Raw genomic sequence first — 20,166 nt, forward strand, 5'->3', positions numbered from 1 at the left:
TTCTCCAAGAAAAAAGCCGGTTTAACCGGCTTTCAGATTCTTTTTCTCCCTTCGGTTTTTAATGATTTTCCATGCGATCGGATAGATGACAGGCGCCCATTTGACGGCGCTTTTAATCATTTTTTTCATGGCTTGACTCCCTCCTGTTTTTTTTACTGTTTTCCCTGATGAACGGGAGCCAAACCTTTTAACTATCTTGAGACATAGCGGTTCCCTTTTATCCAGAATCGCCAAGGGTATTCCCTCGCTTCACCTGAGTTGTCAATGCCAATTCGCGGACCGCTCAAAATATCTTGGGGTTCATACCCTTTTGCGATATAAAGCGGCGGCCCCGTCAGCGGTCTGCCGTAATCGTTCATCGTGATGGAAAGCGCCTTTGTCAGCTTTCCCGGACCGTTTGTCCAATCGCGCGGTTTCTTTCCGCTCCTTCGCTTCTCCATCAGCGCGAGGCCTTCATGAGGTTCAAGCGCTCTGATCAGCACGGCCTCAGGTTCATCGGCTCCTCCGCTTACAACATTGATGAGTGTGTGGGTATGCATGGTGTACGTATACACCACGCCGGCTTCACGATACATGATTTCGGTGCGCTTTGTCCGGCGGTTGCCATAGCTGTGAGCTGCTCTGTCCCCTGGCCCTTTATAAGCCTCTGTCTCCACAATATATCCTGAAGCAGGCCCTTCTTCCGTTTCTTTAACGAGAAGACAGCCCAACAGGGACCTGGCAAGTTCAATTGTTGGCTTGTTGTAAAATTCGAGCGGGAGAGGTTCGTGAGCTGGATTCATTTTTGTTGGCCTCCTTTTTGCTAAAAAGCAAATCGCCTCTTTGTCGATTGTGATATATTTTACCATTTTCGACAGACGAGATGCCAGAAATGAAGGCAATGATGAATGAGATGATTTATTGGTCTTCAGTGGATGACATTGACATATCTGTATTATTGTATACAATAATAATTATATTCTGAAAAAAGGAGGCGAAAGCTTTTTTCATGCACTCTTCAAATCCAGTCAAAAGACAGTCTGCAAGTGATTACGCTTATAACGAATTAAGAACGAAAATCATCGAACTTGAATATCCTCCCTCTGAACAGCTTGCTGAAGACAGTCTTGCAAAGGGTTTAAACATCAGCAGAACTCCTCTTCGCCAGGCTCTTTACCGGCTGGAGCTTGAAGGATTGGTCAGTAAACAGCCGAACGGCCGGCTTCGCGTATGCCCGATTTCGCTCGCTGAAGCGAAAGAGGTTTTTAAAGTGCGTGAAGCGCTTGAAGGACTACTCACTGCCGAAGCCGCACAGCTGGTGACGCCGGAGAGCCTTCATCAGCTTGAAGACCGCATCGAACTGATGAAGCTGGCTGCCGTAAAGGGCCGCAAAACAGATACGGTCAAATACGGATCAGAATTTCATTCTATCTTGCACGCCATCAGCACAAATGCAACCGCAAAACGTTTTCTGGATCAGCTTGAAAGCAGGATTGAACGGTATCGCAGAATCAGCGGATACAAAAATCCTGACTACAAACCGTCTGTATCTTTCAATGAACACTTGGATATTTTTAATGCCGTCAAAGAAAAAAACAGCGTTTTGGCAGAAGCCGCCATGCGTTCCCACATTAAACGAAGCTTACGTTCAATTGAAGAAACGCTCGAACGTTCATACTAATCCGCCGAACAGCCAATGCCATTCTCACAGCACGTTTTTGACACAAATGTTAAAAAACGAATAAGAGGTGGAAAAATGGGCAAACAAGGTGTATTTAAACCGGGATTAGAAGGCGTTATTGCTGGAGAAACGAACATTTCTTTCTTAGATACGGAAGCGGAACAAATCGTCATTAAAGGCTATGATTTAATCGAACTTGCAGAACAAAAAACATATCTTGACCTCGTCTATCTTCTCCTTCAAGATAAGCTGCCAGATCCAATGGAATTGAAAGGAATTGAAAGCGCTTTAAAAAGTGCGTATGAACTGCCCGGCGGAATCTATACTATTCTGAAGTCGCTTCCGAATAATACCCATCCGATGGATGCGCTCCGAACCGGGATTTCCGCTTTAGCAGGATATGATCCCGAATTGAATGACAGATCTCAAGCAGCAAACAGAAGCAAAGCGCTGCGCTTGATCGCACAGGTTCCGAATATTACCGCCAACAGCTACCGCATCCTTCACCAGAAAAACGTCATCACGCCTGACAAACAGCTTTCATTCAGCCAGAACTTTTTATATATGCTGACGGAAAAAGAACCGACTCCCCAAGAAACAGCCGTCTTTGATCAGACATTAATGCTTTACAGCGAGCACGAAATGCCGAACTCCACATTTGCCGCAAGAGTCATCGCATCGACAAACACAGATATATACGGTGCTTTCACAGGCGCTGCAGCATCGCTAAAAGGACATTTGCACGGCGGTGCGAATGAAGCGGTCATGTACATGCTGCTCGAAGGAGAAACAAAATCGGGCTTCTGCAAGCTGATTGAACATAAGTTAAGCAGAAAAGAAAAAATCATGGGCTTTGGGCACCGCGTCTATATGAGAAAAATGGACCCGCGCGCAGCCTTGCTGAAAAAGGCGCTCTATTCGCTTTCTCATAAAACCGGCAGACAGGATTTATATGAGATGTGCGATGCCGGCGAAAAGCTGATGCGCGAAGAAAAAGGCCTGTATCCGAACCTCGACTACTATGCGGCTCCAGTCTATTACCTGCTCGGCATACCGATCGATCTCTATACTCCGATATTTTTCGCGGCACGGTCGGTCGGTCTTAGCGCGCATGTCATTGAACAGCATGAAGACAACAGGCTGTTCCGCCCGAGAGTTCACTATACGGGACCGCGTCATCTTCATCCATAATTCGCTTTGATTCAGAAAGAAGGGAGATAGATGTTATGAAAACTGAAAGTCAAACGCTCCAAAACTGTGATCAATTGCTGGAAGAGATCGCCGACTATACGGTAAATGCCAAGATTTCAAGCGAAGAAGCGATTGAAACCGCCCGTTACGTCTTAATGGATACACTGGGCTGCGGAATATTGGCGCTCAAATATCCGGAATGCGCCAAGCATCTCGGCCCGATTGCCCCGGGTACCGTCGTCCCGAACGGCACCCGCGTCCCGGGAACGCAATTTGAGCTTGATCCTGTTCACGGCGCCTTTAATATCGGCTGCATGATCCGCTGGCTCGATTATAACGACACATGGCTTGCGGCCGAATGGGGCCATCCGTCAGATAACCTCGGAGCGATTTTAGCCTGCGCCGACTATGTCAGCAGGCAGCTGCTCGCGGCGGGCAAGGAACCGCTCACGATTAACGATGTCCTGACGGCAATTGTTAAGGCTCATGAAATCCAAGGCGTCCTTGCTCTCGACAACAGCTTAAACAGAAACGGGCTTGACCATGTGCTATTCGTAAAAGTCGCCTCCACTGCTGTGGCATGCTCACTATTGGGGGGCACAAAACAGGATGTTATCAATGCCGTCTCCCAGGCCTGGGTCGATAATTCAAGCCTGCGGACGTACCGCCATGCTCCGAATACCGGCTCGCGTAAGTCCTGGGCAGCCGGTGATGCGACTAGCCGCGGCGTGAGGCTCGCGATGATGACCTTGAAAGGCGAAATGGGATATAAAACCGCTTTGTCTGCTCCAATGTGGGGTTTTCAGGATGTCTTATTCGGAGGAAAAGAATTGACGCTCGCCAGACCGCTCGACTCTTATGTCATCGAAAATGTCCTTTTTAAAATTTCGTATCCGGCTGAATTCCACGCTCAAACGGCTGCTGAAGCCGCGATCAGGCTTCACCCTGAAGTGAAGGACAGACTTGATGACATCGGCCAAATCGTGATCACGACGCACGAATCGGCCATCCGGATTATCGACAAAACGGGAGAATTACACAATCCGGCTGACCGTGATCACTGCCTTCAGTATATAACAGCGATCGGACTGATCTACGGCGATATTACCGCTGACCATTATGAAGACGAAACCGCGCAAAATCCGGAGATCGACAGGCTGCGCGAAAAAATGACGACAGTCGAAAACAAACAGTATTCCGTCGATTATCTCGACCCGGAAAAACGCTCGATCGCCAACGCTGTTCAAGTGTTTTATAAAGACGGCACACACTCGGAAAAAATCGCGGTCGAATACCCGATTGGTCATCGGCGCCGCCGCAACGAGGGCATCCCGCTCTTAAAAGACAAATTTATCAATAATTTAAAAACGCGCTTTCCGGCGGGGCAAGCGGAACGAATCAACGCCCTGCTGAATGATCCTCACAGATTAAGCGGTACACCTGTACCGGATTTCATGGAATTGTTTGTCATTTAGGAGGTTTTGAATATGTGGATTGTCTCGAAACAATCAACTCAGGAAGAGCTGGCCAATGCATTCAGAAAACTGATGAAAGCACCTGATATTTTGAAAATACCCGGTGTTCATGACGGAATGGCTGCCATTACCGCAAAAAACATCGGCTTCAAAGCGCTCTATCTCTCCGGGGCCGCCTACACGGCAAGCCGCGGGCTCCCTGACCTCGGAATGATACACTCCCAGGAAATCGCTGAAAAAGCAAGCGAACTTGTGAGAGCCGCAAATCTTCCGCTTTTGGTCGATATCGACACCGGCTACGGCGGTGTCCTAAATGCGGCACGCACGGCCGCCGAAATGGCCGAGAGCAGAGTCGCAGCCGTCCAAATCGAAGATCAGCAACTGCCTAAAAAATGCGGACATTTAAATGGAAAAACGCTCGTACCCGCAGAGGACATGATCGCAAAAATTAGAGCGATAAAAGAAACCGCCCCTTCGCTCGTTGTCGTGGCTCGGACGGATGCAAAAGCAGCAGAAGGGATGGAAGCCGCCGTCAGGCGCGCCAATTTATATGCCGACGCGGGAGCCGATGCCATCTTTCCTGAAGCATTAACGAGCGCAGCCGAATTCCGGGAAATGGCTTCTTCCATTAAAGCGCCGCTCCTGGCCAATATGACCGAATTCGGAAAAACGCCTTATTATACGGCTGACGAATTCCAAATGCTCGGCTGCAGCATGGTTATTTACCCTGTGACTTCCCTGCGCGCCGCCGCGAAAGCTTATGAGCGGGTCTTCGCGGAGATTTTCGAAAAAGGCACGCAAAAGGGTGTGCTCGATGACATGCAGACACGCGAAGAATTATATGATGCGATTCATTACTACGACTATGAAAAACTGGACGAAAATATTGCCAAAACGGTGCTTCCCGAAATCGGAAAAGAACACCGTTGATACGCGAAACAAGGCTGCCGAATGATCGGCAGCCTTCTCCACTTACAACAGCTGCAACATCGCACCGCCGACAGCACCGGCTGCAACGATGATCCACGGCGAGAGCTTCCAGTAGACAAGCAGGCTGAACAAAACCGCAGCGAATGCAAAATCGATCGGCGCCAATACGGAGCTGGTCCAGATCGGGTGATAAAACGCGGAAATCAATATCCCCACAACAGCTGCATTCACTCCCATTAAAGCGCCTTTTACTTTAGGATTGCGGCGCAGCGTATCCCAGAAGGGCAGCGTCCCCAGAATCAGCAGGAACGCCGGCAGAAAAATCGCCGCTGTGGCGAGCAATCCGCCTTGCCAGCCGCTGATCACCGCACCAAGATATGCAGCGAATGTAAACAAAGGCCCCGGAACAGCTTGTGCGGCTCCATATCCGGCCAAAAATGCCTCTTCACTTAACCATCCCGCCGGTACAAATTCCCGTTCTAATAATGGCAGGACAACATGCCCTCCTCCGAAGACCAAAGAACCCGACCTGTAAAAGCTGTCAAACATGGCAATCCAGCCGGAAGATGTCATTTCCCTGAGCACCGGCAGCAAAATGAGAAGCCCGAAAAACAAGCTGAGACAGACCGCTGCAAACCGGCGCGACACAGGAAACTGCATGACGGAATCATCCGTTTCAACTTGCTCTTTATAGATAAGATATCCGGCGAAAGCGGCGAGCAGGATGACTCCGACCTGTGTAAAAGCCGTCTGCCAGAGAAGAGTGGCGACCAGAGCAAACAGCGCAATCGCTTTGCGCCTTTTATCAGGTGTCAGCTTTTGCGCCATCCCCATAACGGCATGGGCGACTACGGCGACGGCGACGATTTTCAGTCCATGAATCCAGCCGGCTGTTCCAATATCGAAGCCTTGCAGAACCATGGCAAATAATACAAGCGCTATGACAGATGGAAGAGTAAACCCGATGAACGCTGAGATTCCGCCGAGGACGCCGGCTCTCATCACGCCGATTCCGATCCCCACCTGGCTGCTGGCAGGACCGGGCAGAAACTGGCATAAAGCGACCAGATCGGCATAGTTTTTTTCGTCCATCCATTTTCTTTTACGGACATATTCGGCATGAAAATATCCTAAATGTGCGATCGGACCTCCGAATGATGTCAATCCAAGCCTGGTTGAAACGAATAGAATTTCAAGCAGCGACTTCAAGCTTCTGTCCGCTTTATGCTTTGTCATCATTCCACTCCTCTATTCTTTAATTTCTTTAAACAGTTCATATGCTTTCAATCTGGCTTCCTTCAGTACGCTTGCTCCTTTTTCCGTGGTTGAATAGTATTTTCTGATCTTTCCGTCCACATTCTGTTCTTCTTTTCGAAGAAGTCCGTCAGCTTCCATAGAATGAAGGATCGGATACAGCGTTCCCGCACTGATGTTATATCCGTGCTCTTTCAATTCCTCAAGCATCCACAATCCGAAAATCGGGTGTTCGGTGGCGTGGTGCAGAATATGAATTTGAATAAATCCTAGAAATAGCTTTCGCAATACCTTATCTTCCAATACCGCACCCCCTTTAACGAAATTCAATATCGAAATCCGATATCGATAATATATAACGAAAGTGTAGCATCCGTTCCCTTTCTTTTCAAGGTCTTTTGCCCTTAAAAAAACAAGCCCAAACATGGGCTTGCCTGTTTCCAATCATTTACGACTGATACTGTACACGATGAAGATTTGCGAAAATACCGCCGCGCTCAACCAGTTCATCATGTGTCCCTTCTTCTGCGATTCCATTCTCTGTCACGACCACGATCCGGTCGGCATTGCGGATCGTAGCAAGTCTGTGGGCAATGACAAGCGTCGTCCTGTCTTTTGCGAGCTCCGTCAAAGCGTTTTGAATCACCTGCTCCGTCTCTGTGTCAAGTGCTGATGTGGCTTCGTCCAATATGAGAATCGGCGGGTTTTTTAGAAACATCCTGGCGATGGCAATCCTCTGCTTTTGGCCCCCTGACAGCTTCAGCCCCCTTTCGCCGACCTGGGTTTCATAACCGTCGGGGAGCGACTCGATCAGCTGTTCCAAATGCGCCATTTTGGCGGCCCGCTGAATTTCTTCATCTGTGGCATCCAGTTTTCCGTAGGCAATGTTTTCGCGGAGCGTTCCCGTAAAAAGAAACACATCCTGCTGGACGATGCCGATTTGCGAACGGAGAGAGCGTTTTGTCATATCGCGAATATCGATGCCGTCAATTGTGATGGCCCCGCCGTCTATATCGTAAAAGCGCGGAATCAGCGAGCTGATCGTCGTTTTGCCCGCTCCCGACGGCCCGACAAAGGCGACGGTTTCTCCGGCTTTAATTGACAGATCGATGCCTCGCAGGACGGGTTTATGTTTTTCATAGCCGAACGTCACATTCTTGAAGACGATGTTTCCTTCCAGCGCCGGAACATCAATCGCATCTTTGCGGTCGACAATCTGCGGCTTTGTATCGATCAACTCCGTAAACCGCTTAAATCCTGCCATTCCTTTAGGATAAAGCTCCAAAATGGCGCTGATTTTATCAATCGGCTTAAACAGCACGTTGACATAAAGAACAAACCCGACGAATTCCCCGTAGGACATATTCCCGGAAAAACTGAGCCAAGCTCCGAACACGAGCACTGCCAGAATCATCAGCCGCGTCATCAAAAAGGTTCCGGCAGTCGTGAGAGCCATCGTTTTGTAGCCCTTCAGCTTCGCCTTGCGGAACTTTTGATTGTTTTTTAAAAACCGGGATATCTCAAAGCGCTCATTCGTAAAAGATTGAACGACGCGAACGCCTGAAACGCTGTCCTCAACCCTGGCATTAACATCGGCGATTTCGCTGTACATCTGGCGCCAAGCCCGGTTCATCCTGATATTGGAATAGGTGATCAAGATAATCAATAACGGCACAAACAGAACTGCAACCAATGCAAGCTTCACATTAATCGTCAGCATAATCCAAAATGCACCTAAAAAGGTCATCACGGCGATGAACAAATCTTCCGGTCCGTGATGGGCCAGCTCTCCGATATCAAACAGATCATTTGTGATGCGGCTGATGATATGTCCTGTTTTTGTATTGTCAAAGTAGCGGAAAGATTGGCGCTGTACATGTTGGAAAAGCTCCTGGCGCATATCTGTTTCAATGTTGATGCCCAGCTTATGCCCGAGATAATTGACAATGTACTGCAGACCTGTGCTGAGCAGGTAGATCAGTAAGAGGCCGATGCTTACCCAGACGATTTCAAGCCAGTCTCCCCCGGGAATCAGCGTATCAATGAACCACTGAACAACTAGAGGAAAAGCCAGCTCCAGCACTGCAACGACGATCGCGCTGCTGAAATCGATGAAGAACAAACGTTTATGAGGTTTATAGTATGAAAAAAAGCGGCGTATCATAGGATGATGTGCACTCCTTTTGAAAATCTTTACGAGATTGATCGTATCACAGTTTGGCATCGGAAGTGCAAAAATTTCGAAAAATAATTGAAAATTATTCTCAAGTAGGCTGTTTTATAAAGGAATTCCCGCTTCTTTTGCTTCCTGTGCAACAAGCTTAGCGATTTCTTTTGCCCCGAAGTCGCAAAAGTGGGTGTCATCCCTGGCTCCGTCCGGATAGTTGGGGTGTTCCCCCGGTTCAAGCCATAAATACAGCTTTTTGGAAGCTTCCGGTCCTAGCGATTCAAGCAATTGACGGCTTTTGAAGGCGAGATCGATAAGCGGCACCCGAAGCTCTTCCGCAAGCTGTATCATCGCATCAGGATAGTCGCCATGGGTATTTTTAAAGCGGCCATCGCTTGCAAATGATCTTCTCTGGACCGGTGTAATCAGAACAGGATTGGCTTTCTTTAACCGTGCCTCATCTATATACCGGGTCAAATGCTGCTTGTAAGTTGTGTATGGCTCTGTATAGCGATCATCCGGTTTTTGGTCGTTATGACCGAACTGGACAAACAAATAATCGCCGCTTTTGATCTGTGTTATGATTCGCTTCAGCCTGCCTTCTTCAATAAAGCTTTTTGAGCTTCTTCCTGATGCCGCTTCATTGCGGATCAAAACACCTGCGCTTAAAAACTCGCCGATTTTCTGCCCCCAGCCTGCACGCGGCGCCCTATTCTCATCATAATCGCAAACCGTTGAGTCCCCGGCCAAAAACAACTGAATGTCTCGCATCATCCATCCCCCTGATCCCTTTTTATTTATATTAAAACGCCCCTCAAGGAACTGCAACAAATATACACAATTAACCATTTTGTTCTTTATACGACTCCTTTTTATAAAAAAAGGGCGTCAATTGACAGAAAACTATCAATTTATACTAATTTTTTTAGAAATTTATCTAAAAATATTTACTTGGATGGTAAATGGTGATAGATTAAGTAAACAAGAAAAGGAATATAGTTGATCGCGATCTCATTTCTGCCTTTTCTTGAAAATAATAGGACGTCCTCTACTTTAACTTAAACATTGCAATTAGGAGGAACTTATCGATGCTTAAACGAAAATTCATTCGTAAAATCAGTGTTGGTCTATTAGCTTCTGCAGCATTGTTTTCATTTATCATTCCTACCCAAGGAGCAAATGCTCAAGAGGTGAAAACAAATCATTTTAGAGGACCGATCTTTTGTCCGCCGCCATTCAAGCCGGCACCTAAACCACAGCCGCCTCAAAAACCGCAGCCGGACAATCCGCAACCGGATAACCCGACTCAGAAGCCTGTGCTTGAGGCAAAAACTATTAACAGCAATAAAGAGTGGTCAACTTCAGACATCGAAATTACTTATAGACCAAACGCATTTGTCGGTTCAAGCTATGTTGAATTTCATTTTCCGTACCGCTTTCATGCAAGCACAAGAGATACACTAAATGGAAAAACGCTTGACTATACACAAATTTTAAATGATGGACAAACGGTCAGAGTTCCTGTCTATGCTTTAAGTTCCTCTGAGTTCAAACTGGTCATGGTTCGGAAAACGCTTCCAAATGCCGGCACTCACAGAATTACTGCTGAACTGCAGCAAAATGGAAAAAACATCAACCATGCTGAAACAACTTTGGAGATTGTCCCTCGTTAAATCAATGTTCGGCCCGCCGGCATGAATGTGCCGGCAGCCGTTCTATAGTATTTTTCTTTACATATCATGCATTTTTTAAATGTTTTTAGAATTTTCCTTTAAAAATATTTACTTGATTGGTAAATGATGATAGATTGATGGAGCGGGAAAAGGAATATAGTAGATTCCGAACTTATTTTTTCCTTTTTCATCATTTTTTAAAAACATTTATTAGGAGGGGTAAGTACATGTTGAAACGTAAATTTATCGGTAAAATTGGAGTCGGCCTATTAACTTCAGCCGCATTGTTTTCTTTCATTCTTCCGACGGAAGAGGCGAGCGCCACTTTTTACAGAAACGCTCCGACGCTGCATGTCGAGACGGTTGACAGCAATAAAGAATGGACAACTTCAGACATTGAAGTCACTTACAAACCGAACTTTTTTGTCGGTTCAAGCTATGTTGAATTTAACTTCCCATACCGCTTCCATGCGAATACGAGAGATTCGCTGAACGGCAGAACACTGAACTATACACAGATTTTAAATGACGGGCAAACGGTCAGAGTGCCGGTTTACGCTTTCAGCTCTTCTGAGTTCAAACTGGTCATGGTTAGGAAAACGCTTCCAAACGCCGGCACTCACAGAATCACCGCGGAGCTGCAAAAGTTCGGGCGAAACTACAACCACGCAGAAGCTACAGTTGATATCCTGCCACGGTAAAATTTTAAGCCCGCCGGCATAAGAGCCGCCAGGCTTTTTTTCATTTAAGCGCTGCCCGCCGAACCAGTATGTTAAAACAAGCGAGCGCGCTGATATTGCAAAACAGAATGACGACTGCCATCGGCAAAGCTGTATGGCTTCCGGCAATACCGACGAGCGGCGCCGCGGCAGCTCCTAAAATAAACGGAAGCAGTCCTAGAAGCGCAGATGCGCTCCCGGCTGATTTCCCCTGGCTCTGCATGGCCAAGGATCCGCTGGTCGTCGTCACGATTCCGATGCAGGAAACCACGACAAACAGCGGGATTAAAATAAGAATCAGCGGAGCTTTAAAAAAGACAGAAACAAATAAAACAACGCTTGCGGTAAAAGACAGCAGCAAACCGCTCCGCAAAAGGGACGCTTTACCGAACCGGCCGGCAAGCCTGCCCGTAATCTGAGCTGCGATAATAATGCCCAGGCCGTTTAATGCGAAACAAAAACTAAAGGCTTGAGCCGACAATTTGTAAATGTCCTGCAAAACAAACGGAGAGGCCGATATATAGCCGAACATCCCCGCTACGATCAGCCCTTGCGCCAAGGCGTATCCCATAAATGTACGCTGGCCGAAGAGCCTTCCAAATGATACAAACGTCTCTTTGAATCCGCCTGCCGTACGGTTTTCCGGAGACAGCGACTCTTTAACCCCGAATATAACGGACAAAATCATCAGCAGGCCAAAAAGGCCGATGATGAAAAATACGCCGTTCCACGTCGTCCATTTCATCAGCTGTCCGCCCGCTACCGGAGATATGATAGGCGCTATCCCGTTAACAAGCATCAAGAGCGAAAAGAACTTTGTCAATTCTGTTCCAGAATATAGATCACGGGCAATCGCGCGTGATATGACGATGCCGCCTGCCCCCGCCGCGCCTTGAATAAAGCGCATCGCGATCAAAACCCATACAGAAGATGTCATAGCACATAAAAAAGAGGCCGCGGCAAAAACGGACAGCGACACGATCAGCGGAAGCCTTCTTCCAAGGACATCGCTGAAAGGGCCGATGACAATTTGGCCGATTGCCAGCCCCAGTAAACACGATGTTAAACTGAGCTGAACGACGGAAGCATTCGTATGTAAATCAGTTGCCATCTGTGGAAGGCCGGGCAAATATAAATCGATCACAACCGGACCGATTCCCGATAAAATACCCAATATGACAGCGATCCATACCCTGTTCGGCTTTGCTTTCGAATGAGCCGCAAGATCTGCCTGGCTGTTAAGCGTACCCATTGGATCACTCCTTTATTATATTTTTAAATACGCCCTCGAAACCTTCCAGTGTATTGTATACCTTAAGTTATGAAGATGACAATTAGAAAAACCGGGCGAGCCCGGCTGATTAGTAAGATTCATATCTTTTAAAAACAAAAACGGTGCACATGAACAAAAGAATTACAATTCCCAAAGACGAAAACACCATCCAGCCGAAAGCATGGTCCCATGAACCGTGCATGATAAAATAATCAGCCTGGCTTTTCGCCTTATCAGGCATCCATTCGGTAAAGCGGGGAAATAAGGATCCCGCCAATGAAACGAAGGCGATGAAACAGATGCTCATGCCGGCAATCCCCCCGATATGGCGAAACAGAGCACTGAAAAACATCGTGACCGACATGACAAATATAATCCATATACTGTACACGGATAAACTAACTAAAAACCGGTCAAATTCAACCTTGCCGAATAGCAGATTTGTATAGTAGAAAGCCAAACCGTAGCTTGCAGCAAACGAAACCAATACGAGCAGCACCTGCTGAAGCCACTTGCTGCCGATATACTGAAGCGGGCTGACAGGTCTCGCCATCACCAATGAAAGGGATCCTTGGTTTCGTTCGTGAACAATGCTGCCCATCACACTGAAAACGAAAATTGCCGTACCAACCGTGCCGAACTGGGACAAGGTGCTCGCCATTACCTCTTCACCTCTCGGCCTTGGTATGTCGATCACGGATCCCTCAGGCAAATTCCCGGCCATATCGATAATTTGAGGCATATAATACAGGCTGAGCGGCTGAATCAAGCCCAGAAGGATCAAAATGACAGGCAGCCAAAGCAGCTTTCCGTCTCTCCAGCTTTCCGTCCATTCTTTTTGAAATAACATAAAAAATGAATTCATAGCCCCATCACCTTCAGATACATATCTTCCAAGGACATCGTTTTTTGTTCAAAACGAACAATCGATACTTGTCTGTTCAAGCATTCAGCCAACAGTCGGCGGCTGTCAGACCGATCTGTTAAATAAAATTCAGCTTGTGAAGGCTTATGATACACGACTTTGCTGACATAAGGCAGGTGTTCCAGCCATCCTTCAAGACTTTCTTCAGCTGTCAGCATATATGATGGCTTTAAATGACGGTTCTTCAATCTGTGAAGCGGACCAGACCATTTGACAGCCCCTTCTTTCAGCATGATCACTTGATCGCACACCTCTTCGGCATCATGCAGCACATGAGTCGAAAATAGGATTGTCATCTTCTTTTTTAAATCCTTCATCATATCAAGCACTTCGCGCCGCCCCGCCGGATCCAGCGCGGAAACAGGTTCATCCAAAATCAACAGCCTCGGCTCATGAACCAAAGCCTGCGCCAGCCCGAGCCTTTGCTTCATCCCTCCTGAAAAACCGCCGATTTTCCGGTCTTCTTCCTTTTCCAGACCGACATAGCGCAAAGCGGTTCGACTCTTTTCCAGGGCTTCACGACGTTTCATTTTGGAAAGCCTTGCAGCGAATACCGTATATTCTAAAGCTGTCATCCATGAAAAAAACGCAGGATGCTGAGGCAAATATCCGATTTCCAGCCTGTTTATCGATTCTCTCCCCAAAAAGCGGATGCGTCCTGATGTAGGGGCCAATAAACCGGAAAGCATTTGCAATGTGGTCGTTTTTCCCGCTCCGTTCGGCCCGAGAAGGGCAACGCATTGCTGATATTCAAGGTCAAAGCTGACATTTTGGACAGCTTGGTGCTGCTGATACATTTTTGTTAAGCCATTGACGGACAGCATCACACCCGCCTCCTCTCATATGTTTTTTTACCGATGATAAAGTAAGAGACGGGACCGACAAAACTGATCCCGAAAATGATCAAAATCCACATCCACTTTGGGCCATTCGTTTTCTCCTGTTTTATGCAACTGACCAATGCGGACACTGCTAAAATGAAATACAGCACAATGAAAGGGGCGAGCAGCGCCCAAGGTATATCTGCTCCAGTCATGATAACGGCCTCCTTTTTTTATGAAACGGCCTTACAACAAATAAATAATAGAATAATAAAGGCATCGGTGTTTGGATCAAGCCCCATATTCCCCAGAACCACGCATTGGCTCCCTTTTTCTTCGCATTAAGAAATAGAAAGATACTCTGCGCAAATAAAAGCGGTGAAATGCAAAGCAGCAGCAGCAGTTTTTCCTGAGTCATGTCAAGATTCATTTAATCAGCCTCCTCATCAGCCGTATGCCGCCTTTTTTCTATCAGGGCAAGCGCTGGCAGCAAGATAAGCGCCGCTCCCTGCACCATGATAAAAACAGCCGGTACTTGAACGGAAATCGTCAAGTAGGCCGATAAAATCACCAGCGCCATGACGATAAAACAAAGCAATTCCTTTTTAAGCGCCCGCTTGCGCTCTTGCTTAAACCGCGCTAAACGCTGATTCAGTTCAAATGCTTGAGGAACCGGCGGCACAAAATTATCATCAATTCTTTCGAGTTCGCGTTTCAAATGTGTAACCGTTTCTTTTTCATCTCGTTCATTCACTGTCCCCACTCCTTTCGAATTTTCTTTAATCCATGATGCACGCGCGATTTGACGGTACCTTCTTTTATTTTCAGCATGTTTGCCACTTCAGGGTAAGTAAACCCGTAATAGTGTCTTAACAAGATTGGCATTCTGAACTCAGGCTCAAGCGCAGCAAACAGCTCCAAGTATTCGCTCCATTCGTGGCCGTGAAGGGCAGAATTCCATTTCATTTTTCGCAAGGCTTCCTCTCCTGCTGCTTGCGTTTTGCGGTTTTCGCGTTTTTTCCGGCGCTGATGGTCGATAAACAGCCGGGAAGCAATTGAGATCAGCCATGTTGAAAATTTTGCATTGCCCTGAAACTGATGAAGGCTGACATACGCTTTCAGCATCGTTTCCTGGACCAAGTCCTCTGTGAGATCTGGGTTCAGCGTTAATTTCAGAACATATTGATATACAAAGGGGTAATGAAGCTGAAACAGTTTCGTAAAAGCCGCATCTTCACCGTCTTTTGCCCGTATGATCAGTTCTTTTTCATCTGCTTGATCCACTAAAACGCAAACCCCCTTTCTTTTTGTCTCTGTATCTAGGACGACGCCTGCAAGCAAACCGTTCAATTCTATTTCAATAAGATAAAAAATCATCTTGTTTTTCGGCCGGGATTTATGATGTACTTGAATTTAAAGGGGTGTGAGTAAAAAGGGATGGAGCGGCAAAAACAAATCGTCTATGAAGAAAAACAAATTTTAAGGAAAGATCATATGATCTTTTGGGGTGCCGTCTTTTGTTTCTGGTTTGCTACATACATCTATGTCCCTGTTTTCGGATTATATTTAGACAACATCGGATTTTCATATTCAGCGATAGGAATCGTACTTGGAAGCTACGGCGTCACTCAGATATTACTGCGTTTTCCGTTCGGCATCCTGTCTGATGTTCTTTCGCCGCTTAGAAAACAGCTGTTGATCAGCGGCTTTGCAATGTCTCTGTTGAGCTGCTGCATATTTCTGTTGTCCGATTCGTTCATCATGGTGATCACAGCCAGGCTGCTCGCCGGTATGACCGCGGCGATGTGGGTGATGGCAACCGTTTTATACTCGCAGTATTTTACAAAAGATCAATCATCAAAAGCGATGGGCATCCTGCAGTTTTTAACGGTCCTTCCCCAATTCATCAGCATGGCAGTCAGCGGCTACCTCGTCCATTTGTTCGGCTGGATGTTTCCGTTTTGGATCGGTGTTGCCGTATCATGCATCGGACTGATTCTGTCATTTTACATTAAAGATAACGGGCCCCGCCATACGGCCAAGGGGATGGCTTTGTCAGACTATGTTAAACAGACGTTGCGTCTTCCTGATTTAAAAGCGATTACAACATTATCGTTTTTAGCCCACGCTGTACTATTTATGACCGTGTTCGGATTTACGCCGATTTACGCGGAATCGGTCGGAATCGATGAGAAACAGCTGATTTGGGTTATGTTCGCCTTTTTTGTTCCGCAAACGCTGGCTTCCGTGTGGTGTATCTTTTACAAAGTAAAGGCCGCCGATGCACTGATATGGATATCTTATGTGATAACGGCTGTTTTCTTTTGCTTGCTGCCGTTTGCCGAAACCCTTTTCGCGGTATGTATCGTCCACGCCGTGACAGGACTGACATTGGGATTTATTTTTCCGCTTTTGGTCAGCAAAGTCGTTCAGCTTGGTACGCCTCAGCTCAAAATGTCTGTGATGGGTTTCTATCAATCTTTTTATGCGCTCGGTTTTTTTCTCGGACCGGTTGTGGCGGGAAAAGTGGCTGAACTGTTCGGGCTGCCGGAGGTGTTTTGGTTTGCCGGCGCATTGTCACTGGCCGCTGCATGTATCATGCTTTTTTCCAAACAGTTTCGTATATTTACAGCAGGAAGACGGGATAAATCCTCAAATATCGTTCAGCCGACGAAGGTCTTCCGTAAGTGAAACAGCGATGAATCCCACAAGAGGTTCATCGCTGTTTTCTTCTTTAATACGGGTCTTGAGAGTGCCCTTTTTCTTCCGCCTGTCTCGGGGCATCTTCGGCGCCTTCTGCTCCGATCGGCTCCCGGCTGGATGTATTTTGGCTGGAGGCGTTTTTTAATCCTTCCTCGACTCTGCTTCCATATTCCTTGTCGCATTGCTTCAGCATATCGATCATCTTCGTTTGAATTCTTTGGTCGCACGGGGCAAGTGTATTGACCAGATTCGTAATCAGCTCGTCCTTTTCCCAGTCTTCGAAATGCCTGTAAGTGTCCCCGGCCTGCTTGAAATTATTCTGCCTGTCGATACTTTCGCGCACAAGGTTTCCTTCCACATGCGGGGTGTATTCTTTGCCATCCTGCTTTGCTTCTTTCAGCCCGTTGATGGTTGAAGGTTCATAGTTGATGTGCGGGCTTTGATTTTTGCCTAAATCGACCTTGTACTGCATCTGGCCGCCCCGCTGATTGGTTGCCACCCTTTTTTTCGGCGCATTGATCGGCAGCTGCAGATAGTTGGCTCCCACTCTGTAGCGCTGTGTATCCGAGTAGGAAAAAGTACGTCCCTGAAGCATTTTGTCATCGGAAAAGTCAAGTCCGTCGACAAGAACCCCTGTTCCAAATGCCGCTTGTTCGACTTCTGTAAAGTAGTCTTCCGGATTTTTGTTTAAAACCATTTTGCCGACAGGCAGCCAAGGAAATTGATCTTCAGGCCACAGCTTCGTGTCGTCAAGCGGGTCAAAATCGAGCTCAGGATGCTCATCATCGCTCATGATTTGAACGAACAGCTCCCACTCGGGATAATCTCCGCGCTCAATCGCTTCATATAAATCCTGTGTGGCGTGATTGAAATTCTTCGCCTGAATTTCTTCCGCCTCTTTTTGCGTCAAGTTTTTTATGCCCTGCTTCGGTTCCCAGTGATATTTCACAAGCACGGCTTCCCCTTCTTGATTCACCCATTTGTACGTGTTCACCCCGGACCCCTGCATCTGCCGGTAGTTCGCCGGAATACCCCAAGGCGAAAACAAAAATGTGATCATATGCATCGCTTCAGGCGTGTTGGAAATGAAGTCAAAGATTCTTTCGCCATCCTGCAAATTCGTAACCGGGTCCGGCTTAAATGCATGGATTAAATCCGGAAACTTTACCGCATCGCGGATAAAGAAGATCTTCAAGTTGTTTCCGACCAGATCCCAGTTACCGTCTTCAGTGTAGAACTTGACCGCAAATCCGCGGGGATCCCGCAGCGTTTCCGGTGAGGATATCCCGTGAGTCACCGTCGAAAAACGGACAAACACCGGGGTTCTCTTGCCTTTTTCCTGAAAAAGCTTTGCTCTCGTATACTTTGAGACCGGCTCATCGCCTGCTGTCCCATAAGCTTCAAAATAGCCGTGCGCTCCGGCTCCCCTGGCATGGACGACCCGCTCTGGAACCCTCTCCCTGTCAAAGTGGCTGATCTTCTCCAGGAAATCATAGTTCTCCAATGTTGATGGCCCCCGGTTGCCCACGGTTCTGATATTCTGATTGTTTGTGATCGGGTGGCCCTGCCGGTTTGTTAACGTATCATCAGTCTCCATGTCAGATTTCTGCTCGTTTGAATGCTGATCCATTCTTCTTCCTCCTTTATTTGGAATTAACAATAATTTATCCCAATCCAGAAAAGTTATTCAGCATTTATCATGATCAAATCAACGATAATAAATTTTTCTTTATAATAATTATAAATAAATATTGTTTTTTTCTTGAGAAATGTTATCATTGTTTTGTAATTAAAATTTACGCGAGGTGATCCTTTGATGACGACAAATAAAAACAACCTAACAACCAGCTGGGGCGCTCCAGTTGGAGACAACCAAAACTCAATGACAGCTGGTTCACGCGGACCGACGCTGATTCAGGACGTCCACTTGCTCGAAAAGCTCGCCCACTTCAATAGAGAGCGTGTGCCTGAACGGGTTGTGCATGCAAAAGGCGCCGGTGCGCACGGTTATTTTGAAGTCACAAATGACGTTTCCAAATATACAAAAGCCAAATTTTTATCAGAAGTCGGAAAACGCACGCCGTTATTTGTCCGTTTTTCAACTGTTGCCGGCGAAAACGGTTCAGCCGATTCCGTCCGCGACCCGCGCGGTTTCGCTGTTAAATTTTATACAGAGGAAGGGAACTATGATCTCGTTGGAAACAATACACCTGTTTTCTTTATCCGCGATGCGATTAAATTCCCTGACTTCATTCATACACAAAAGCGCCATCCGGTCACACATTTGAAAAACCCGGATGCCGTATGGGATTTTTGGTCATTGTCTCCTGAATCCCTGCACCAGGTAACCATCCTGATGTCTGACAGGGGCATCCCTGCGACTTACCGGCACATGCACGGCTTCGGCTCCCACACATTCAAATGGGTGAATGCCGAAGGAGAAGGCGTCTGGATCAAATACCACTTCAAAACAGAACAAGGCATTAAAAACCTGACCGAAGAAGTGGGGACAAAGATTGCAGGTGAAAACCCCGATTATCACACACAGGACTTGTATGAGGCGATTGAAAAAGGCGACTTCCCGGCATGGAAGCTGTACGTTCAAATAATGCCGCTGGAGGATGCGGATACGTACCGTTTTGATCCGTTCGATGTGACAAAAGTATGGTCGCAAAAAGATTATCCGCTGATTGAAGTCGGCCGCATGGTTCTAAACCGGAATCCGGAAAACTATTTCGCAGAGGTTGAACAAGCTACATTCTCCCCTGGAACATTGGTGCCCGGCATTGAACCGTCTCCCGACAAAATGCTTCAGGGACGCCTGTTCGCATATGCGGATGCACACCGCTACCGCGTCGGCGCAAACCATAACAGCCTGCCGATCAACCGTCCGAAAGCGGAAGTTCATAATTATCAAAGAGACGGACAAATGCGCTTTGATTCAAACGGCGGCGGCTCTGTCTACTATGAGCCGAACAGCTTCGGAGGCCCTCAGGAATCTCCGGAAAACAAAACAACGGCTTATCCGGTGTCAGGTTCGGCGGACAGCACGGCCTACGACCATAACGACCACTATACACAGGCCGGCGATCTTTACCGCCTCTTGAGCGAAGAAGAGCGGACCCGCCTTGTCAGCAATATCGTAGGTTCGATGAAGCAGGTGACAAAAGACGAAATTAAGCTTCGTCAAATTCAGCATTTCTATAAAGCAGATCCGGAGTACGGCACACGAGTTGCCGAAGGATTGGGCTTGTCTGTTCCGCAGGAAGTTTAAGGCTAAAATCATTTCAATCATTCTCAATGAAATTCTCATTTTCTCAGGTACAGGCACCCGTCCTCTTAAGCATGCGGGTGCCTGCCCTTAATCAAAGAACG

21 protein-coding genes are annotated in these 20,166 nt (G+C 47.1%); 8 read left to right on the forward strand and 13 right to left on the reverse strand.

The window, feature by feature from the left end; all coding sequences use genetic code 11:
- Positions 1–191: 191 nt before the first annotated feature.
- Complete coding sequence (locus H7F26_RS04865) at positions 192–782, reverse strand: DNA-3-methyladenine glycosylase (protein ID WP_003186302.1); 591 nt, start codon at positions 780–782, stop codon at positions 192–194.
- A 206-nt stretch (positions 783–988) separates the two neighbouring features.
- On the opposite strand from H7F26_RS04865, the gene H7F26_RS04870 reads away from it, so the two are divergent.
- From H7F26_RS04870 to prpB, 4 genes are all read left to right on the forward strand, one after another.
- On the forward strand, positions 989–1,660 hold the full coding sequence (locus H7F26_RS04870; protein ID WP_003186304.1) for a GntR family transcriptional regulator: 672 nt from the start codon (positions 989–991) through the stop codon (positions 1,658–1,660).
- Positions 1,661–1,735: 75 nt separating this feature from the next.
- Positions 1,736–2,851, forward strand: coding sequence for a citrate synthase (mmgD, locus tag H7F26_RS04875; protein ID WP_003186306.1), 1,116 nt, complete (start codon positions 1,736–1,738; stop codon positions 2,849–2,851).
- Positions 2,852–2,886: 35 nt separating this feature from the next.
- The gene (locus H7F26_RS04880) at positions 2,887–4,326 is read left to right on the forward strand and encodes a bifunctional 2-methylcitrate dehydratase/aconitate hydratase (protein WP_003186308.1); all 1,440 of its coding nucleotides are present in this window, start codon (positions 2,887–2,889) and stop codon (positions 4,324–4,326) included.
- Between the two features lie 12 nt (positions 4,327–4,338).
- Positions 4,339–5,256, forward strand: a complete 918-nt coding sequence (gene prpB / locus H7F26_RS04885; protein WP_003186310.1) for a methylisocitrate lyase — start codon at positions 4,339–4,341, stop codon at positions 5,254–5,256.
- Between the two features lie 42 nt (positions 5,257–5,298).
- Here prpB and H7F26_RS04890 read toward each other — a convergent pair whose 3' ends face one another.
- The 4 genes from H7F26_RS04890 to H7F26_RS04905 form a co-directional block, all read right to left on the reverse strand.
- The gene (locus H7F26_RS04890) at positions 5,299–6,492 is read right to left on the reverse strand and encodes a chromate transporter (protein WP_003186312.1); all 1,194 of its coding nucleotides are present in this window, start codon (positions 6,490–6,492) and stop codon (positions 5,299–5,301) included.
- A 12-nt stretch (positions 6,493–6,504) separates the two neighbouring features.
- A complete protein-coding gene (locus H7F26_RS04895; RefSeq protein WP_003186313.1) occupies positions 6,505–6,813 on the reverse strand; it encodes a PadR family transcriptional regulator in 309 nt (102 codons plus the stop codon).
- 145 nt (positions 6,814–6,958) lie between these two features.
- Positions 6,959–8,674, reverse strand: a complete 1,716-nt coding sequence (locus H7F26_RS04900; RefSeq protein WP_003186314.1) for an ABC transporter ATP-binding protein — start codon at positions 8,672–8,674, stop codon at positions 6,959–6,961.
- A gap of 114 nt (positions 8,675–8,788) precedes the next feature.
- On the reverse strand, positions 8,789–9,451 hold the full coding sequence (locus H7F26_RS04905; RefSeq protein WP_003186317.1) for a rhamnogalacturonan acetylesterase: 663 nt from the start codon (positions 9,449–9,451) through the stop codon (positions 8,789–8,791).
- Between the two features lie 314 nt (positions 9,452–9,765).
- On the opposite strand from H7F26_RS04905, the gene bslB (H7F26_RS04910) reads away from it, so the two are divergent.
- Together bslB (H7F26_RS04910) and bslB (H7F26_RS04915) are read left to right on the forward strand one after the other, a co-directional pair.
- Positions 9,766–10,350, forward strand: a complete 585-nt coding sequence (gene bslB / locus H7F26_RS04910) for a biofilm surface layer hydrophobin BslB (RefSeq protein ID WP_003186319.1) — start codon at positions 9,766–9,768, stop codon at positions 10,348–10,350.
- Positions 10,351–10,577: 227 nt separating this feature from the next.
- Complete coding sequence (gene bslB / locus H7F26_RS04915) at positions 10,578–11,051, forward strand: biofilm surface layer hydrophobin BslB (protein WP_003186322.1); 474 nt, start codon at positions 10,578–10,580, stop codon at positions 11,049–11,051.
- 40 nt (positions 11,052–11,091) lie between these two features.
- On the opposite strand, the gene H7F26_RS04920 is transcribed toward bslB (H7F26_RS04915), so the two are convergent.
- The 7 genes from H7F26_RS04920 to sigY form a co-directional block, all read right to left on the reverse strand.
- On the reverse strand, positions 11,092–12,321 hold the full coding sequence (locus H7F26_RS04920) for a multidrug effflux MFS transporter (RefSeq protein WP_003186323.1): 1,230 nt from the start codon (positions 12,319–12,321) through the stop codon (positions 11,092–11,094).
- Between the two features lie 109 nt (positions 12,322–12,430).
- On the reverse strand, positions 12,431–13,207 hold the full coding sequence (locus H7F26_RS04925) for an ABC transporter permease (protein WP_003186326.1): 777 nt from the start codon (positions 13,205–13,207) through the stop codon (positions 12,431–12,433).
- Positions 13,204–14,091 carry an ABC transporter ATP-binding protein gene (locus H7F26_RS04930; RefSeq protein ID WP_009329850.1) on the reverse strand — a complete coding sequence of 296 codons (888 nt, stop codon included), beginning with the start codon at positions 14,089–14,091 and terminating at the stop codon, positions 13,204–13,206. The genes H7F26_RS04925 and H7F26_RS04930 overlap by 4 nt, the downstream gene beginning before the upstream one ends.
- A complete protein-coding gene (locus H7F26_RS04935) occupies positions 14,091–14,303 on the reverse strand; it encodes a PLD nuclease N-terminal domain-containing protein (protein WP_003186330.1) in 213 nt (70 codons plus the stop codon). Before H7F26_RS04935 ends, H7F26_RS04930 begins: the two co-directional genes overlap by 1 nt.
- Complete coding sequence (locus tag H7F26_RS04940; RefSeq protein WP_003186332.1) at positions 14,300–14,518, reverse strand: hypothetical protein; 219 nt, start codon at positions 14,516–14,518, stop codon at positions 14,300–14,302. The genes H7F26_RS04935 and H7F26_RS04940 overlap by 4 nt, the downstream gene beginning before the upstream one ends.
- Positions 14,519–14,842 carry a YxlC family protein gene (locus H7F26_RS04945; RefSeq protein ID WP_003186335.1) on the reverse strand — a complete coding sequence of 108 codons (324 nt, stop codon included), beginning with the start codon at positions 14,840–14,842 and terminating at the stop codon, positions 14,519–14,521.
- Positions 14,839–15,372 carry an RNA polymerase sigma factor SigY gene (sigY, locus tag H7F26_RS04950; protein ID WP_003186337.1) on the reverse strand — a complete coding sequence of 178 codons (534 nt, stop codon included), beginning with the start codon at positions 15,370–15,372 and terminating at the stop codon, positions 14,839–14,841. Before sigY ends, H7F26_RS04945 begins: the two co-directional genes overlap by 4 nt.
- Before the next feature lie 153 nt (positions 15,373–15,525).
- On the opposite strand from sigY, the gene H7F26_RS04955 reads away from it, so the two are divergent.
- On the forward strand, positions 15,526–16,779 hold the full coding sequence (locus H7F26_RS04955) for an MFS transporter (RefSeq protein ID WP_003186340.1): 1,254 nt from the start codon (positions 15,526–15,528) through the stop codon (positions 16,777–16,779).
- Between the two features lie 43 nt (positions 16,780–16,822).
- Here H7F26_RS04955 and H7F26_RS04960 read toward each other — a convergent pair whose 3' ends face one another.
- Positions 16,823–18,421: a catalase gene (locus H7F26_RS04960; protein ID WP_003186342.1), complete on the reverse strand. Its 1,599-nt coding sequence runs from the start codon at positions 18,419–18,421 to the stop codon at positions 16,823–16,825.
- 186 nt (positions 18,422–18,607) lie between these two features.
- Between H7F26_RS04960 and katA the strand changes: the two genes are divergently transcribed.
- The gene (gene katA / locus H7F26_RS04965; protein ID WP_003186345.1) at positions 18,608–20,065 is read left to right on the forward strand and encodes a catalase KatA; all 1,458 of its coding nucleotides are present in this window, start codon (positions 18,608–18,610) and stop codon (positions 20,063–20,065) included.
- Positions 20,066–20,166 lie beyond the last annotated feature (101 nt).

It is taken from the genome of Bacillus sp. PAMC28748 (assembly GCF_014250415.1).
GTDB classification, from domain to species: Bacteria; Bacillota; Bacilli; order Bacillales; family Bacillaceae; genus Bacillus; species Bacillus licheniformis.

What these genes read in the sequence shown, in the direction of transcription:
- H7F26_RS04865 (WP_003186302.1), bottom strand. Translation starts at nt 782, where the DNA reads ATGAATCCAGCTCACGAACCTCTCCCGCTCGAATTTTACAACAAGCCA.
- H7F26_RS04870 (WP_003186304.1), top strand. Translation starts at nt 989, where the DNA reads ATGCACTCTTCAAATCCAGTCAAAAGACAGTCTGCAAGTGATTACGCT.
- mmgD (WP_003186306.1), top strand. Translation starts at nt 1,736, where the DNA reads ATGGGCAAACAAGGTGTATTTAAACCGGGATTAGAAGGCGTTATTGCT.
- H7F26_RS04880 (WP_003186308.1), top strand. Translation starts at nt 2,887, where the DNA reads ATGAAAACTGAAAGTCAAACGCTCCAAAACTGTGATCAATTGCTGGAA.
- prpB (WP_003186310.1), top strand. Translation starts at nt 4,339, where the DNA reads ATGTGGATTGTCTCGAAACAATCAACTCAGGAAGAGCTGGCCAATGCA.
- H7F26_RS04890 (WP_003186312.1), bottom strand. Translation starts at nt 6,492, where the DNA reads ATGACAAAGCATAAAGCGGACAGAAGCTTGAAGTCGCTGCTTGAAATT.
- H7F26_RS04900 (WP_003186314.1), bottom strand. Translation starts at nt 8,674, where the DNA reads ATGATACGCCGCTTTTTTTCATACTATAAACCTCATAAACGTTTGTTC.
- H7F26_RS04905 (WP_003186317.1), bottom strand. Translation starts at nt 9,451, where the DNA reads ATGATGCGAGACATTCAGTTGTTTTTGGCCGGGGACTCAACGGTTTGC.
- bslB (WP_003186319.1), top strand. Translation starts at nt 9,766, where the DNA reads ATGCTTAAACGAAAATTCATTCGTAAAATCAGTGTTGGTCTATTAGCT.
- bslB (WP_003186322.1), top strand. Translation starts at nt 10,578, where the DNA reads ATGTTGAAACGTAAATTTATCGGTAAAATTGGAGTCGGCCTATTAACT.
- H7F26_RS04920 (WP_003186323.1), bottom strand. Translation starts at nt 12,321, where the DNA reads ATGGGTACGCTTAACAGCCAGGCAGATCTTGCGGCTCATTCGAAAGCA.
- H7F26_RS04925 (WP_003186326.1), bottom strand. Translation starts at nt 13,207, where the DNA reads ATGAATTCATTTTTTATGTTATTTCAAAAAGAATGGACGGAAAGCTGG.
- H7F26_RS04930 (WP_009329850.1), bottom strand. Translation starts at nt 14,091, where the DNA reads ATGCTGTCCGTCAATGGCTTAACAAAAATGTATCAGCAGCACCAAGCT.
- H7F26_RS04935 (WP_003186330.1), bottom strand. Translation starts at nt 14,303, where the DNA reads ATGACTGGAGCAGATATACCTTGGGCGCTGCTCGCCCCTTTCATTGTG.
- H7F26_RS04940 (WP_003186332.1), bottom strand. Translation starts at nt 14,518, where the DNA reads ATGAATCTTGACATGACTCAGGAAAAACTGCTGCTGCTGCTTTGCATT.
- H7F26_RS04955 (WP_003186340.1), top strand. Translation starts at nt 15,526, where the DNA reads ATGGAGCGGCAAAAACAAATCGTCTATGAAGAAAAACAAATTTTAAGG.
- H7F26_RS04960 (WP_003186342.1), bottom strand. Translation starts at nt 18,421, where the DNA reads ATGGATCAGCATTCAAACGAGCAGAAATCTGACATGGAGACTGATGAT.
- katA (WP_003186345.1), top strand. Translation starts at nt 18,608, where the DNA reads ATGACGACAAATAAAAACAACCTAACAACCAGCTGGGGCGCTCCAGTT.